Raw genomic sequence first — 15,007 nt, 5'->3', positions numbered from 1 at the left:
CTGCCCTTAACCCATCATCTCCTTAAACCGCTGGGTGCGAATGGATTCGCCTTTGCTGGGCGCGGCTTCGCAGGCTAAAGCCTTGACCTTGGCCAGACGTTCGGAGGTGGGCGGGTGAGTCTTGAAGATGCCGCTCGTAGCGCCTTTGCCCTTGGCCTCCATGATGGTGAGGACCGCCACCAGCGCAGTGGGATCATAACCGGCCCGGGTCATCTCTTTAATTGCCGCCGCGTCCGCGGCCTCTTCAGCCTGGCGGCTGTAGCCGTTGACCACGATGGTTTTGAAGACATCGTCAATGGTGCCCTCAAACAGGCTCACCAGCCCCGCGGCCACCGAGCCGCCGTACACCGTGACCGCTTCTTTGCCCATGGCGGTCCAGACTTCGGTCCACCGGGCCTGGCTGATGGAGTTGATGCCGTCCTTGTTGGCCACGTGGCCCACTTCATGGGCCAGCACCGCGGCCAACTGGTCTTCGTTTTTGCAGGTTGTGATCAGGCCCTTGGTGACGAAGATGATCCCGCCGGGACAGGCAAAGGCGTTGATCTCTTGGGTATCCAGCACCGCAAAGTGGTAACCCCGGAAGGGATTGGGACGGGTGGACTTGCGGGCCACGACGTTCCCCACTTCATTGACGTACTCCGTCAGTTTGGCGTCCTGGCTCAGCTTATACTTGGTCAAAATCCGGGCAGCCACCGCCCGGCCGATGTAGTATTCTTCAGAATCGGTAATGGGCCGGGAGGCCTCATGGGCCTTGGTCGCGCCTTTGACGGCAATGGCGGCTATCGGGGCCACCGACATGGCAACACAGCCTCCCACCAGGAAGGGCGCCACCGCCAACAGAACCAACCAGTTCAGGGGTCTCATGGCTTCAGGTCTCCTTCCTTGATAAAGGCTTGTAGTTTGGCCGGGGGCACAGTAAAGCTCTCGATTTTGTCCACCTGGGCAAAATTCATTTCCGGATGTTTGGAGCGATAGGAATTCTCCACCTCCGGGGTGAAGCCCTTGCCGGCCAGGGCTACTTCATCGCTGGATGTCTCCTTCACCGGCTTGCCGGTTAAGAGTCCCGGCAGGCTAAAGCCGGAGCCGGATTTGGCCGCCGGGGGTTTCCCAAAGGCCTGGCGATTGAGCCAGCCGCTCTTGCCCTGGTATTCCACCTTGTACCAGTCTCCGGCCTGGGTTTCCACGTTCACTTCCGCGCCCTCGGGCACGGGGGCGACCGGCGTACTGGAGAAATCCGGGTCCGGGTAAAGGGCCTGGTTTGGCTGGGCTACCTTCAGCACCTCGCCCCAGCCGGTCCCCGGCATCAGGAGCACCAGCGCCAGCCCCAAGGCCAGCACATATCTGACAACTTTCATAGAAATGCCTTCTCTGGACACAGCAACCTCCTCTAGGCCTGCCATTTTACCATATTCATCGGCACAAGGTGCATTCTTGATAAACCGATGCAAGGATGTATCCGATCTGGTCTAAAAGCAGGTTAGCGGTTAATGTTCGGAAGCCACATAGAATGGCCATTTATGGAAAAACCATTCGTTCCAAAGCAGCGGGATGATCCACCAGAAGTTCCAGATAAGGGATTCGCCGCCCACCACCCGTGCACCGATGCCCCCGGCCATATGGTGATTGCCCAAGCCCCAGTGACCGAAATTAAGATAATAAAAGAAGAGATAGTTTAAGACACAGAGGCAAAGCACGCCCACCGTGCGGAACCAAAAGGCGTTCCAGCTATCTTTGTCTGCCAGCGGCGCCCAGTCATCAAAATAATGATGCCAAATGAGAAAGGGAATGAGCGTGAAACCGGCGATTTCGGCGGCGTGATACCAGAGAAAGCGGATGGGGAGCCCTTTGTCCGCGGCCGGCAAATGCGCGATGACGTCTCCCATGGGCAGCCAGGCGGGGGCAAATTTTACGCAGATGAGCGCCAGGCTATAGCCGAGCATGATGGTGAGAACGAAAGAAATCAGTCCCTTAAAGGGTTGCGGCAGGGTGATCACCGACCAGGGCTTCATCCGCCAGACATTGGGGGTCATGAACAAGACGATGATGGCCCATTCCCACCAGCCAAAAACCCAATGAACATGGCCGGTGCCGCTAATGCCGCTCCACCAGGGGAAATTCAAGCCAAAGGAGGTCCCATAAATCTTGCCGTAGACGACTCCCCAAAACGGCACAATGAGGATAGTAAAGAAAAACAGGGTTAACAGGCTGCACCAGCCCAGCTCGACCAGACCGGCTTGGGGCTGGGTTAAATCACTGGGCCGGATGGGCCATTTCCCGAACAGGATGGTGACAAAGGGATAAGAAAAAAAGCCGATCAAAACGAAGGTCACCACCGCCCTTTCACCAAAGCGAGCGGCGGGATTAGTCAAGGCCTGGAGGGTGAGCGTTTTGCCGCACAGCTCCGGCAAGGCCGTCTGTCCGGCAGCCGCCAGGGTTTCCAGATTGACCTGGCTGAAAAAGTTGAAGCCTACCCCGAGTATTCTATAAAACACGACGTGAATGACGAACCACACCAGGGCTAAGTTGACCACCGTTTCGATAAGCCCCCGGGCGGGCTGCGGGAGGTTGTGAAAGGGCCAGTCGGCCAGAAACATATGCTGCCAGAGCCCCACCAAAATCATCATCGCCAGATACATGACGAAAGGGTAGGGGAAAGCGGCCACCGGGCCGCGTGGATCACTGAAGATGAACCAGATAAGCCAGGCGATGAGGAAGAAAGCAATAAATGCGACGATGCCGGTAATGGGTTGGCCCCAACGGGGGCGAATGGCATGGCTGGTCATCACTTTTGCGCTCCTTTGGTCGTATCTGCCCATGAACCTGGCCTGAGACCTAAGAATAAGTTCTGCATCTTTTGCTTAAATGTGATCCAGGTGCTCCTGTTGATACTCCTTGACACTTGCTTCATCAACCAACTGTCTGATGAGCTTGATGCAGGCATCATCTTCGGCCAGGTTCGGCCAGATTTCCGGCAACACCGCCAGCATGAGCCGCCTTTGTTCAGCTTTATCGAGATGCATTATGGCCGCTTTGAGGTCCTCGCACGTCATAAGCCCACTCCTGACAATAAGTTTGTTGGAAAATAAATATGTATATAATATTAACTGGTTATGATTCAGAACAAAGAAGTGATAAGGGCGATACCACGAAGATTATAGAAAATCAAGCAATTTACTAGCGCGGCTGATCAATTTTAATAAATTTGTTTTATTGAGGGGGGCTTAAACCAAGTTTTGCTTTTTATACCTGGCGTCATAAAAATTTGACAGGTTATCTTTGCGCCCTCTGCGGTTAATTATTTTTCACCGCAGAGGGCCCAGATCCAGAGGCGGGGAGACCAGGCCAGGCCTAGCGCCGCCGGCGGGCTAAGATGAAGGCCAGGCCGCAGGTGATGACGCAGGCCCAGGCAAAGACGTCTCCGATTCGGGTATAGAGGCTGCCGCCGGGGAGCCAGGGCAGTTCCACGGCGTGGGCGTCGGGGACATAGATCTCGGAGGTCCACAGGAGGCGGCCGGTCCCGTCGATAAAGGCGGAAATGCCGGTATTGGCGGCCCGGGCCAGGCAGACGTGGTTTTCCGCGGCCCTTATGACCGCCATGGACAGATGCTGGTAAGCTGCCGCGGTCTTGCCGAACCAGGCGTCGTTGGTGATGTTGACCAACAGGCGGGCGCCGTTTTTCACCTGGGCCCGGGACAGATAGGGAAAGATGGACTCGTAGCACACTAAAGGACCGATGGCCCCTTCCGGCAGAGACACCGTGGCCCCCACCGGCCCTTCGGCAAAGTCCCCCACCATGGGCACCATCTTGCCGATGAAGGGGAAGAAGCGCCTGAGCGGCACATACTCGCCGTAGGGCACCAGGTGGGCCTTGTCATAAAAGCCGATGGTTTGTCCCTCCGGATTCAAGAGAAAGGCCCGGTTAAAATAGCGCTCGCCCTCGGTGGTGAGCTCAAAGGCGGGACTGCCGAACAAGAGATACGCCCCGCTCTCTTTGGCAATCTCGACCACCCGGGCATCCAGGTCAGGGGTGCGCATAAAGAGAAACGGCGCCGAGGTCTCAGGCCAGATGATCAGCTTGGCCCCCTTGACCTGCCGGGTCAGTTCGGCATAGCGGTCCAGGGTGGTCAGGACCATTTCTTTTTTCCATTTCTCACCCTGCTTGAGGTTGCCCTGGCACACCGCCACCTTGATCTTGGGGCTGGCCGCGGCGAGCGCGTCCACTTGCGCCAGGCGATAATAACCATAGCCCACCCAGGCCACCAGGATAAGAGCCACGATCACGGCCTGCTTGACTGGGGCCGCTTTGCCCTGGGGCGGGAACAAGAGGAGATAGAGGCAGGCGTTCACCAGGACGATCAAAAACGACAGGCCGTAAACGCCCGTGATATCCGTGAGTTGGAGCAACACCGGGTAGAGGAAGAGGCCGTTGCCCAAGAGTTCCCAGGGGAAGCCGCTGATGATGTAGGTCTGCCCCATCTCCAGGGTTACCCAGAGGACCGGGGCCCACCAGAGCAGACTGAGACCCCGGCGGGCGCCCCAGACGACGCCAAAGCCCCAGAGCGCGGCGTACAGACTCAAGTATCCGGCCAGCAAGAAAAGTATGCCGATGGCCATGATCAGGGGCAACTTCCCAAAGACGTGCGTGACAAAGACGATCCAATAGAGCATGGCCACATAATGGGCCAGGCCCGCCACCAAACCCAGCCAGAATCCGGCCTTCAGGGATTTCCCCCGCAAGGCCCAGAGGAGCGGCGCCAGGGCAAAGATCAAGAGATAGGTCTGATTCAGCTTGGGAAAAGCCGCGGCCAATAGCAGGCCGGAGAGCACCGCGGCCAGGATATGCGAAGGGCGAGTGGGCTTGGTCATGCGTGGATTATAGCCGGATTAGACGCGCGGGGAAAGAAAATAGGGGTTAGGTATTAGTTAAAGGCCAGTGAGTGCCCTCATGCCCTTTTGCCTCTCAATCTTCCTCATCCGGCTGCTTTGTCCCACTGCGGGCGGCCCGGCGGAGCACCAAACTTCGCCAAGGCCGCATAAACCGTCGCAGCATTAGCAGCGTCCGCCTTGATGAGAATGTCCAGGCCTTTCGTGGCCCGCGGCTGGGCATGTAAAGAAACCGCATAGCCGCCCACCACAAGGTATTTAACCTTATGGGCGTTGAACAGCGACAAGAGTTCTTTGAAGTCTGGATACATTGCAGGCGGGGTCTTTCAGTCGGTAGGCTTCCGTCGTTATTTCGGATACTGCGGCAATGCGTTCACTGGCAGGCCTTCCCTGCCAGTATCGATATTCCTCGTCTTTCATGGCCTCCAGGCTGTCGAATTTCCTGATAGGAAAACGTGATTTTCTGTCCAGGTTTTGTTCTGCATCCATAAAAACAAATATATCATGTTTAGCTCAGTAACACGAGCCTGCAATCCCAGGACCCAGGCTGGTGAGCTTGTTCATGTTGTGGGATTATAGTCGGATTAGGCGCGCAGGGAAAGAAAATAGGGGTTAGGGTTTAGTTAACGTGGCCGTAAATATGAGTTTATAAACCTGGCCCTGATCCCGTGTAAGGTTCCGGCTGGCTCTCTGGCGGCTGCATTGGGGTAGAAATTTAATCAGAAAAATAGTCTTAATGGCTTGTATGAGACAATAATGAAGCAATTTGTCTCATATTACACGCCTAACTTAATTCATGTTTAAGTAGGCCAGTATTTTCATAATTATCATCATAAACTGATAAATGTTCAAATAAATGATTACTCTGTGAACGCAACTCTACGAATACTTCCACGGATCGTTCGAGTTGTTCATTTGTCATGCAAACATCCGGGAACATATCTGAATCTCTATCGATTTTCAGCATTAAGTCATCCAGATGTATCAAAGCAGAAGACAAACTACGCAAGAGATCGTTGATTAATCCCCGGATATGACCCGAATAATCTTCCATTTTGAATAACCTCGAATAAAATAAAATGAATATTTTTAATATTATTAAGGAAAATAGCAACTGATAATAAATACACAATTAGTTAATAAAAAAGGGGTGTCCCAGCTTTTAAAAGGAACATCCCTCGATTTGCGATATCTTATTGTGATCAGGCATATAGTTTCCTCCCATCCTTAGGAATGCCTTGACCGAACTAGTTTTGCTTAGTTTGATACATGATAACTTAAGAAGAGCATGGAATCAAGGGAAAAATATCGCAGAGATCAGGTAACAACGCGAAATGTGGAAGGACGCGGAGCAGGGGTGGGGCCAGCAGCCTCAAGCATTAAGGGTATTTTTCCAACCCCTGGCCCCTTCTTAATCTTCTTCCAAAGGCAGCCTCCGGGCCTGGACCTGTTTGGCCCGGCGTTCGTCGGCGGAGAGCACGGTTAATTCCAGGTTTTGAATCTCCACCCGGTCACTGATCTGAGGTACCCGGCCCAGGACGTGGATAAGCAGGCCCCCCACGGATTCGAACTTGCCTTCCGGGCGGGGCAGATCGAAGTGATCCATCAATTCTTCCACGTCCAGGCGGGCGTCCACCAAAACGGAGCCGTCTTCCTGGGGAGCGAGGCGGGGCTCCTGGCGGTCGTACTCGTCATAGATCTCGCCGACGATCTCTTCCAAGATATCTTCTAAGGTGATAAGGCCGGCAGTGCCGCCGTATTCGTCGATCACGATGGCGATCTGGCTTTTGCGCTCTACCAGGTCGCGCAGCAGGTCGCTGATCTTTTTGCTTTCGGGGATGAAGTAGGCGGGGCGAAGCACCCGGTCCAGGTCCCAGGTCTCTTCGGGCGTTTGCCAGAAGAACAGGAGGTCCTTGGCCAAGAGGATGCCCTTGATGTGGTCGATGTCGCTTTCGAACACGGGGAACCGGGAGTGGCCGCAGCGCCGGACCAATGCAATGATCTGGTCCAAGGGCGTATGCCGTTCCACCCCCACCATCTCCAGGCGGGGCACCATGATTTCGCGGACGAGAGTATCTCTGAACTCAAAGATACTCTCGATAAGCTGCCCTTCCTGGCGAGTGATGAGTCCCCGTTCCTCGCCTTCATCGATGATATGCTGGATTTCACGCTCCAGATCTTCCGATTGCGTGATAATCCTCCGAGAGAACATCTGCCGGAGACGCTTGAGGAAGCTGGGGTGAGGACTGTCGGCCTCGTCCACACTCAACCTCGCATCTGGTCCCGCTCCTGGCGCATAAAGTGTTCCACGGATCTGACTTCCCGGGGAAATTCCAGCCCCCGGTCTAGCACATTGATTTCGTGGCGTTCGATACCGAACAATTCGCTGACATATTCCACCGCTTGCTGGTAATCGAATTCCTTGCAGGAAAAAATATCCAGGCTGAGGTAGCCGCGCTCAGGAAAGGTGTGAATGCTGATATGACTTTCAGCGATGAGCACAAACCCGGAAACCCCCCAATCATCAGGCACTTTACCATGATATTTGAAGACATAAGGGGGCATGATCTTGGTCATGTGGATCATATCCGGGCAGGTATCCAGGAACTGATAAATAGCGTCCAGGTTGGTCAGCCGATCATAACTGCATCCGTAACCGTCCAGGGTAAGATGCAGTCCAAAGCCAACTTCCGGTTTTTTCAATAGTCCGTCCTCCTCGCACCTAGGGTGTAGGCGTCACCGGGGAATGCCCGGTAGGCAAACCATGCGCTGCTGCCAGCGCTGCTCCGGAATTTCATCCATTCCGGAGAAACTAAGGTTTTGGGCCCCGGCAACTGGTTCGAGAGCACGAGGAAGGGAGCCTAGCGCCCCAATATTTTTTATGTCCCGAAACCTAGTTAACCCCTCTTACTCACTACAAAAGGGGCTATCTGCATAAGCCCATCCCTTAATCAAAATTTATTCAGGTAATATAACCTGCACCTAACCTCAGGTCAATAAATATTTCGGAAGAGGAGGCAGGCACACCGCCCAGTGGGCATATTTCTGCCAATAACTATTGACGCTCAGCCTAGAGGTGTTAAATTTAAAGGGTTAATAAGTCTGGAGGAGGAGTCATTCGTGGCCATCATTGCCCCTTTCCGGGGGCTTCACTATAATCCTGGCAAAGTGCCCAACCTGACCGAGGTTGTGACGCCGCCCTATGATGTGATCCGGCCGGCCGAGCGCGAGGCTTTTGCTGCCCAGCATCCTTATAATATGGTCCACCTGATCCTGCCCCAGGCCTTACCCGGGGATGACCTGTTGCAGAATCGCTATACCCGGGCAGGGGGGCTCTTCCGCCAATGGGTTAAAGATGAAGTATTGGTGCGGGATGCGGTCCCGGCTTACTATTATTGGGAGACCGATTTCCAGCATGCCGGGCGCACCTACACCAGGTCCGGCCTGGCCGCCCTGGTGCGTCTGGAACCGTTGAGCGGCGGCGGCATCCGGCCCCACGAGCAGACTTTTTCCGCAGCCAAGGCCGACCGCCTGGAAGTGATCAAGGCCGCTCAGGCCAACTTCTCCCCCATTTTTACCATCTATCCCGACCCCGCCGGCCAGATCGTGAACCTGCTCAAAAGTGGCGCGCCTGAGGCCCCCATGATGGCCTTTGAAGACACCCTGGGCTATGTTCAGCGCCTCTATCCGGTCACCGACCCCGAAACGGTGCTGGCAGCGCACCGGGCCGTGCGGGAGATGACCCTGTATATCGCTGACGGCCACCACCGCTATGAGACTTCGCTGAACTATCAGAAGTTGATGAAACAGCGCTATCCCCAGGCTTCGCCCGAAGCGCCGTTCAATTATATCCTCATGTATCTGTCCAACATGTTTGACCCGGACCTGATCATTCTCATGGCCCACCGCCTGTTGGGCGGCCCACGGCTGAAAAACTTGGAAGAGTCCTGGATCATGGGGCGCCTGAAGGAATATTTCGAGATCGTTACGCTCCCGGCAGCCCATGAATTCGGCGAGGATTATGAAGAATTTCTCCAACAAACCCTGGCGGAGGTTCCGGCGGGAGAGAGCGCTTTTATCGTCCTGGGGTTTGCGCGCAAGGCCTGGCGCCTGATTATGCGTCCGGGCGTCCGCCAAAGTGTCCTGGCCCGGCAGATGCATCCGGCCCTGGCCCAACTGGATGTGGCGGTCTTGAACTACCTGATTTTTGAAAAGGTCCTGGGGCTCGACGCCAAGGCCCAGGATGACCAGGAAACCTGCAAATACACCAGCAAGATCAGCGAAGCCGTGACTGCGGTGACCAAAGGCGAGGCCCGCCTGGCGTTTTTGCTGAATCCCACCCGCATCGAGCAGGTGCAGGATGTGGCCTCGGCCGGCCTCGTTATGCCGCGCAAATCCACCTATTTTTACCCCAAGGTGATGTCCGGCCTGATCCTTAACCCCATCAACCCGGAAGAAGAGATCATGATCCCTGCCTAGACGCCGGGCTGCCCCCGGTCTCTGGGAATAATCTGGAAGGGCTTGCAGCACTTGCAGCCAAGTTCATTTGATAGTAAAGTATAGCAGTGGTTTTGTAAGGAGACTTCCTCATGAAAGACCAAGAAAGGGGCGGTCAGGCGCGTATCTTGGTGGTGGATCAGGAGGAATGGTGCCGGGCATTTTTATGTTCGGTGATTAAACTCCTGGGTTTTGAGGACTGCACCCTGGTCAACACGGTGGCCGAAGCCCTGGCAGCCCTGGATGAAAACCCCTTTGACCTGGTCATAACCGACCAGCGCCAGCCCGATTATCAACGGCTCCTGGAAAGTGCCCGCCTCCGCGATCCCGGCATTCGTTTCATCGTTATGCTGCAGCAACGGGCCGCCGCCCACCATACCTTTTATCTGGAGCAGGTGGACATCGTCTACAAGCCGCTCTCCCTGGACGATATTTCCCGTAAGATCCGGCACGCCATTCATCAGAAACACCTGCGCCAGGCTGAAGAAGAAATCAAGCGGATGAAACAGGAAGCCTTGCGGATGTTCTTGGGGTAGGAACGCAGCAGGGATTAGGGATTAGCGGCCAGGGCTATTACCGAGTTGCGTGTGTCCGCCCTGTTCCTATAGTGGCGCTCGACTACCCGCTCAATACCACGGGTTATCCGTTTAGGCCCTCGGTCTGGATGAAAATACCTGGCAGAGTAGAACGGTTATTCAGGTGACCATAGGAGCGAACTATAATTTCAGCCCTCTGGGGGTCCGTTACATACGACAGCAGAGCGATCTTAATTGCACAATAGGATTCGATGGGATCGCCGAAACCTGACGCAATGCTCCCATTGCTCCTGCTACTCATACTCTTGAAGAATCCGCAACCCCCCTGGCAAAGCTCAAAATAGGCGCATGGCGAACACTTCTCCCGTCCTCTCGCCAGCGAGCGGCGAATCCTGTCAAGACCAGACGATGCCAAGATGCTCGCGAAGCTTTGGTCCGTGATAGAGCCCACGAGGTAAGGCTCGCCATCTTCCCCACTGGTACCCATAAAGGCATCACAGTGTCCATATACCCGCCCATCTTCCCCGACCGAAATTAAAAAATCTGAGCATATTGCCGGCGAGTGATGACAACAGCTGTAACTCACATTGGTTCCTCGGAGCATATTGTAAAGATAAAAGCTCTCACGAATTTTCAGGCGTTGGTCAGGAGGGCAGAATTCATTGTGTTTCGCCTGTTCAAGAAAGAGCTGGTCGATCCAGTCGATGTATGTCTGGATCTTTGCCAGATTTCCCTTATAAATCTGTTGGTAGGAGAACTGGAGGCCGACCTGGCGTATCCCGTGTTCGACGACGGCCTGCAACCATTCCCTGGCTGGAATTTCCAGGGTTGCCGGCTCGATCACCGTTAAGACTCCAAAGGGGATCCCGGCCTCCTTTAATATGCGCAAGTTCCTGGAGACAATGGTGTAACTGTCGGCATAAACGCCAAAACCTTTCCGCAGGGAGTTTTGGAGGTGCCTGAAGATTTCGAAGCCTATGGAAAGGGGGTAACGCCGGTTCAGGCGCAGGAAATCCACCCAGTCCTGATTCAACAACGTCCCATTGGTTTGAATGGGGCTCGTGATATTGGTTCCCGGCCGCTGATACCGGGCGATCAGATCCTCGCAACGCCGATAGAAATCAATCCCCACGGTCAGCGCTTCCCCGCCAATCCACTCCAAGCCGATATTCAGGCTGTTATGCTCGCAGATCCTGCGCACCAGGCTTTCTTGAACTTCCCTGGTCATGCGGGGACCACGAGCCATTTGGTTAGCGTCCTGATAGCAGAATACGCATCTCAGGTTGCAGCGGCCGGTTGGCTTGGCAAGGACCGTGAAACACGCGGAAGGGGACGTCTCTCTACAATTTATATCCATTTTCAACTTCTTCGCTCCTGACCATCCGGCTTTAGCAACACGAGGCCGGTTAGAGTCGAGAATTCGTAATAGCTCTCACAGCCTGGCAAAAGATCCCGTTGGGGCGTTCGGAGGCGCATTCTTCTTGCGAAAAGATCCAATCAGCCAAGCAACCGCCATCGCAGGTCGAAAATAGATCGCAGACCGATGCACAGGCTTGCGCCTGCTTGGCTGCCAGAGCCGAGAGCCGGGAAAATCTTCTTGAGGTCACAGCCTTTCTGAAGCCGCCGTTTTCGACGTGACCGAGCCGGTAAACTGCTTCCGTCCCGGTTACGCCGGTATCCATAAAGCGATCGCAGCCGAAGTAGATATAACCTTGCTCGTCCACGGAGGAAATCGTCTCATAGCATGGCCATCCAGGGTGACAGGCATCCAGCAGACCCATTCTCTCACGTTCTTCCACGGTAGTTCCTGCCAAAAGCAGTTCGCGGACGCGGACTTTCGACTCCCGGCGATCCAAGGCATCCTTAAGAGAGGTGAGAAAAACCGGGTAATCTCCATAACGCTTCGAGCGCTTGGCAAAGAGCGGATTGAGGGAGATGGACTCCGCCCCTATTTCTGAAAGCCAGTCAAGAAACAGGTCAGACTGTGGCGGGGAAATTGGATCGATGACGCAGACAATCCCCGGCTTCAGGCCTGCCTCTTTGAGAGTCTGATAACCTTTGAGGGCGCGTTCGTAGCTGCCCGCCCCACCAGGCGTTAAACGCTCGCGGTCGTGCCGCGGGGGTGGCCCGTCCAGGCTGATGCCCACTGCGAACTCATGCCGGCGGAAGAACTCGGCGAAAGCAGGAGTGACCAGGGTCCCGTTTGTCTGCAAGGAATTCAAGAACCGCTTCCCCGACCAGGCCGCAACATCTGCTTGTATCGAAACTGCCTCGGCAAAGAAATCCAGTCCGGCAAGAAGAGGCTCACCGCCGTGCCAGATAAAGTTAATCGTGTCTGCATCGAGTTGCACGGCCGACCTGATCGCCGTTTGCAGCGTCGTACGAGACGCAATCCCCACTTTTTCGCGGGTGGCATAGCAGTAGCGGCAGGCTAAATTGCAGGCGTGGGTGACTTTGAACACGACATGGTGAAACATTTATGAACCCATCCTTGGACCCGGGAGATCACTCCCATCCCGCCCGGGAAGGGCCATCACCGGGTCGTGAAATGTGGAAGACGAAGGTTCCCTCTTCGGGTCTCTGTGTTCATCTTCCACAACTTCACAACCCTGGTCAGGCGTTATCGCACTTTCCCAGACAATCAGACAGTCAACCTGATCTTTCGATTCATTTTCCTGCAAGTGTGCTAACCAACTGTTAGCATGCGGCCACTCAGGTATCGGGGAAGTGCGCTCCATGCTCGCCCCAAATGACGATGATAATGATCCCTCCCCTTAAAGGGGCTGCGCGCATTTCGGTGCTTACGGAATTGATGATTACGTCTGCAATTTCTACCGCACGGCCGGTGAGCCGATCGCGCGCGAGCTTTGCCTGCGGTGCGTTGCTTCTGGCATGCGCGCCCAAGAATGCAGCAATCGCCTCCCTAAAGCATGCGGCAATGTATTCGCTGCGTAGATTAGGCGACCGGTCCCCCCGGAACCACGTGTCGAGTTCCGGTTCCATGCGCTTCATCAGTTGGTTGTACCAGTTGCGGACAGCTTCACAGCGCTCTTCTTCGGTCCCCAGGTCGGGCCACCTGGCAAGCAAGGACTGCGTATGGGTCATGTGTCCCCGGGCAAATGCCGAGATCGGCCGCATAATCTCATCCGCTTCCCTTGCCGACACGAGTCGTGCGGCATCCCTTTCATTCAAATACTCCTCGATAGATTGTGGCATGTTATCCTCCTGAGATGATTTGATTCATTACGCCTTAATTCCCTCAACACAAATCTGCAGCCTACTTAATTTATTAAGAAATTAGCATTTTTAACGACAGAGGCCTTGGACAACGATCAAGCCGCGTTTGAAGATAATCTTTATTTTTGGCCAATTATCTCAACCGTTCTGCTCCCCAAAAAAACAAAAGCCCTTAGGCAATTCTGCCAAGGGCCTTCGATAGTTCTGTGAAAACTTATGAGGCTACAAGTAATTTTCAAAATCCCCGGCATGTGACCCTTCCATCCTTGGATCCCAGGCTTCTTTTGATAATTTCTTTAAATGTTAACTTAATTATAGAATTATTATTGTCAATAATTGTGTAACAAATTTCTTAAATTATATAGGTAGAGCTTCCAAGTTGTACTTGGGAACGCCACTTTCCGCCCAAGCTCTGCTGCTTGGGCGCCACTTTGGGACAGGGGTGGCCAAGGCTACCGCATAATTTCGGAATGAACCCAAAAAAAAATGTTGCCAGGCATTTTTTATGCTACCATGCGCCCATCAGTTTATGTAAATTAACAGACAAACTATTAATTAACCTTTGCTAAATAAAACCTTTTATTCACCTTAGAGTGCTGCATGATCCTGAGTGAACGACCCTTAATCGAATGGAAGCCTGGGCAGGAGCAAACGCCATGAAGAGACGGACATTGGCCTTATTAACACTGTTAGCCACTACCGCAGTATTATGCAATATTGCCTATGGCCAGCAGGATACTGGCAATCCTCAAACTGTTTTTCGAGGCACGATAGCAAATATTACAGATGAAAGAACTATGGCAATCGGACCTTTTGGAGTTTCACAAAGTATTATTGTTTTAACATTAAAGGATTATCCTAAAAAGAAATTTATTATAAATGATGATATGGCATTAAATATGAAAATAATAAAATTGGATAAAAATCTTAGTTACGGTTATGCTGATGAAAAAAGATTACACGGGAAAAAAGCTCAAATTTACTGTGAATTAAAGCAAACATTGTCGCATAATGATGCCATCATGATGGAATACTATGACGTGAGTAAATTAGATTTAATTGATAAATAGCTAATTAATTAAATTAGATTATATAAAAAACCATATTCTTTAAGGAGGATCAATTATGTTTAATGTTAAAAAATTAGTAATAATTTTAATAATATTTTTGGTTAGTCTATTGTATTGTAATTTACCTGCTAAAGCAGATCTTACGCAAAATCTTAAAAACAATACGGATAATCTTATCTTAAATATTATTGACAGCCCTATTCTTGGGAGGGATGGACTATTTAAGGATATGGCCAAAGCTAATTCTCAAATGGGAGATAAATCAGGAGAATATCAAATTGGTGTTATATTTATGAGTTGTGCTCTTATGCAAGTTGGATTAATGACAAATCAAGAACTATATAAAATAACAAAAAAGGCTGTGCATAAAGAGGAAGTTGTCTTTTTTGAAGGAAAGAAAAAGGCTTATTTTGATATTTTAGCCAAAAAGGAGATAGCTCAAGGTCATCCGCTCAGTGTAACGATGACTAATGCTTTTAAGAAAGGGTCAGAATTATTCAAGCAATCCCCAATAGGAAGTAAATTGCTTGCTGGCAAATTACCTTAACTTGCCATGATAATGTTAAAATATACTAACTAAATTTTATAAAAATTTATAATATCTATAGCCCGTAGCCCGTAGGGCGGGAAAGCGAAGCGCATCCCGCCTGCAGCGCTGAACCTTCGCGCCCGAAACCGGATAGCCTTATACCAAGTTGCGCTCATACAGGTAATTTTGTTTTTGTAGGGGCGGACCTATGTGTCCGCCCTCATGGTGGCCGAACATGCAGGTACGATCCTACA

Annotated in this window: 16 protein-coding genes; 4 read left to right on the top strand and 12 right to left on the bottom strand. The window is 52.7% G+C overall.

What is annotated here, in order from left to right; translation table 11 throughout:
* Window positions 1-6 precede the first annotated feature (6 nt).
* From WC600_17515 to speD, 9 genes are all read right to left on the bottom strand, one after another.
* Window positions 7-864, bottom strand: a complete 858-nt coding sequence (locus tag WC600_17515; protein ID MFA4904536.1) for a M48 family metalloprotease — start codon at window positions 862-864, stop codon at window positions 7-9.
* Window positions 861-1,355: an SH3 domain-containing protein gene (locus WC600_17510; GenBank protein ID MFA4904535.1), complete on the bottom strand. Its 495-nt coding sequence runs from the start codon at window positions 1,353-1,355 to the stop codon at window positions 861-863. Before WC600_17510 ends, WC600_17515 begins: the two co-directional genes overlap by 4 nt.
* Before the next feature lie 129 nt (window positions 1,356-1,484).
* Complete coding sequence (locus WC600_17505; protein MFA4904534.1) at window positions 1,485-2,783, bottom strand: hypothetical protein; 1,299 nt, start codon at window positions 2,781-2,783, stop codon at window positions 1,485-1,487.
* Window positions 2,784-2,858: 75 nt separating this feature from the next.
* The gene (locus WC600_17500) at window positions 2,859-3,050 is read right to left on the bottom strand and encodes a hypothetical protein (GenBank protein MFA4904533.1); all 192 of its coding nucleotides are present in this window, start codon (window positions 3,048-3,050) and stop codon (window positions 2,859-2,861) included.
* 298 nt (window positions 3,051-3,348) lie between these two features.
* Entirely contained in the window at window positions 3,349-4,866 is a 1,518-nt protein-coding gene (gene lnt, locus WC600_17495; GenBank protein ID MFA4904532.1) for an apolipoprotein N-acyltransferase, read from the bottom strand.
* Between the two features lie 104 nt (window positions 4,867-4,970).
* Window positions 4,971-5,195, bottom strand: coding sequence for a hypothetical protein (locus tag WC600_17490; protein MFA4904531.1), 225 nt, complete (start codon window positions 5,193-5,195; stop codon window positions 4,971-4,973).
* Window positions 5,196-5,668: 473 nt separating this feature from the next.
* Entirely contained in the window at window positions 5,669-5,938 is a 270-nt protein-coding gene (locus WC600_17485) for a hypothetical protein (GenBank protein MFA4904530.1), read from the bottom strand.
* Between the two features lie 357 nt (window positions 5,939-6,295).
* Window positions 6,296-7,147 (bottom strand): hemolysin family protein, encoded by an 852-nt coding sequence (locus WC600_17480; protein MFA4904529.1) that lies wholly within the window; start codon window positions 7,145-7,147, stop codon window positions 6,296-6,298.
* 2 nt (window positions 7,148-7,149) lie between these two features.
* On the bottom strand, window positions 7,150-7,587 hold the full coding sequence (speD, locus tag WC600_17475) for an adenosylmethionine decarboxylase (GenBank protein ID MFA4904528.1): 438 nt from the start codon (window positions 7,585-7,587) through the stop codon (window positions 7,150-7,152).
* 417 nt (window positions 7,588-8,004) lie between these two features.
* On the opposite strand from speD, the gene WC600_17470 reads away from it, so the two are divergent.
* Both WC600_17470 and WC600_17465 read left to right on the top strand, forming a co-directional pair.
* On the top strand, window positions 8,005-9,363 hold the full coding sequence (locus tag WC600_17470) for a DUF1015 domain-containing protein (protein MFA4904527.1): 1,359 nt from the start codon (window positions 8,005-8,007) through the stop codon (window positions 9,361-9,363).
* 110 nt (window positions 9,364-9,473) lie between these two features.
* Complete coding sequence (locus WC600_17465) at window positions 9,474-9,917, top strand: response regulator (protein MFA4904526.1); 444 nt, start codon at window positions 9,474-9,476, stop codon at window positions 9,915-9,917.
* A gap of 103 nt (window positions 9,918-10,020) precedes the next feature.
* Here WC600_17465 and WC600_17460 read toward each other — a convergent pair whose 3' ends face one another.
* From WC600_17460 to WC600_17450, 3 genes are all read right to left on the bottom strand, one after another.
* Window positions 10,021-11,274: a radical SAM protein gene (locus WC600_17460; GenBank protein ID MFA4904525.1), complete on the bottom strand. Its 1,254-nt coding sequence runs from the start codon at window positions 11,272-11,274 to the stop codon at window positions 10,021-10,023.
* A gap of 49 nt (window positions 11,275-11,323) precedes the next feature.
* A complete protein-coding gene (locus WC600_17455) occupies window positions 11,324-12,394 on the bottom strand; it encodes a radical SAM protein (GenBank protein MFA4904524.1) in 1,071 nt (356 codons plus the stop codon).
* Between the two features lie 235 nt (window positions 12,395-12,629).
* Complete coding sequence (locus WC600_17450) at window positions 12,630-13,133, bottom strand: hypothetical protein (GenBank protein ID MFA4904523.1); 504 nt, start codon at window positions 13,131-13,133, stop codon at window positions 12,630-12,632.
* 677 nt (window positions 13,134-13,810) lie between these two features.
* Between WC600_17450 and WC600_17445 the strand changes: the two genes are divergently transcribed.
* On the top strand, window positions 13,811-14,224 hold the full coding sequence (locus WC600_17445) for a hypothetical protein (protein ID MFA4904522.1): 414 nt from the start codon (window positions 13,811-13,813) through the stop codon (window positions 14,222-14,224).
* 55 nt (window positions 14,225-14,279) lie between these two features.
* Entirely contained in the window at window positions 14,280-14,771 is a 492-nt protein-coding gene (locus tag WC600_17440) for a hypothetical protein (GenBank protein ID MFA4904521.1), read from the top strand.
* Window positions 14,772-15,007: the final 236 nt, after the last annotated feature.

Source organism: Desulfobaccales bacterium (genome assembly GCA_041648175.1).
In the GTDB taxonomy this organism is placed as follows: domain Bacteria; phylum Desulfobacterota; class Desulfobaccia; order Desulfobaccales; family 0-14-0-80-60-11; genus 0-14-0-80-60-11.
Note: the sequence above shows the minus strand (reverse complement) of the source record. Positions and strands in the feature narration are given on the sequence as shown.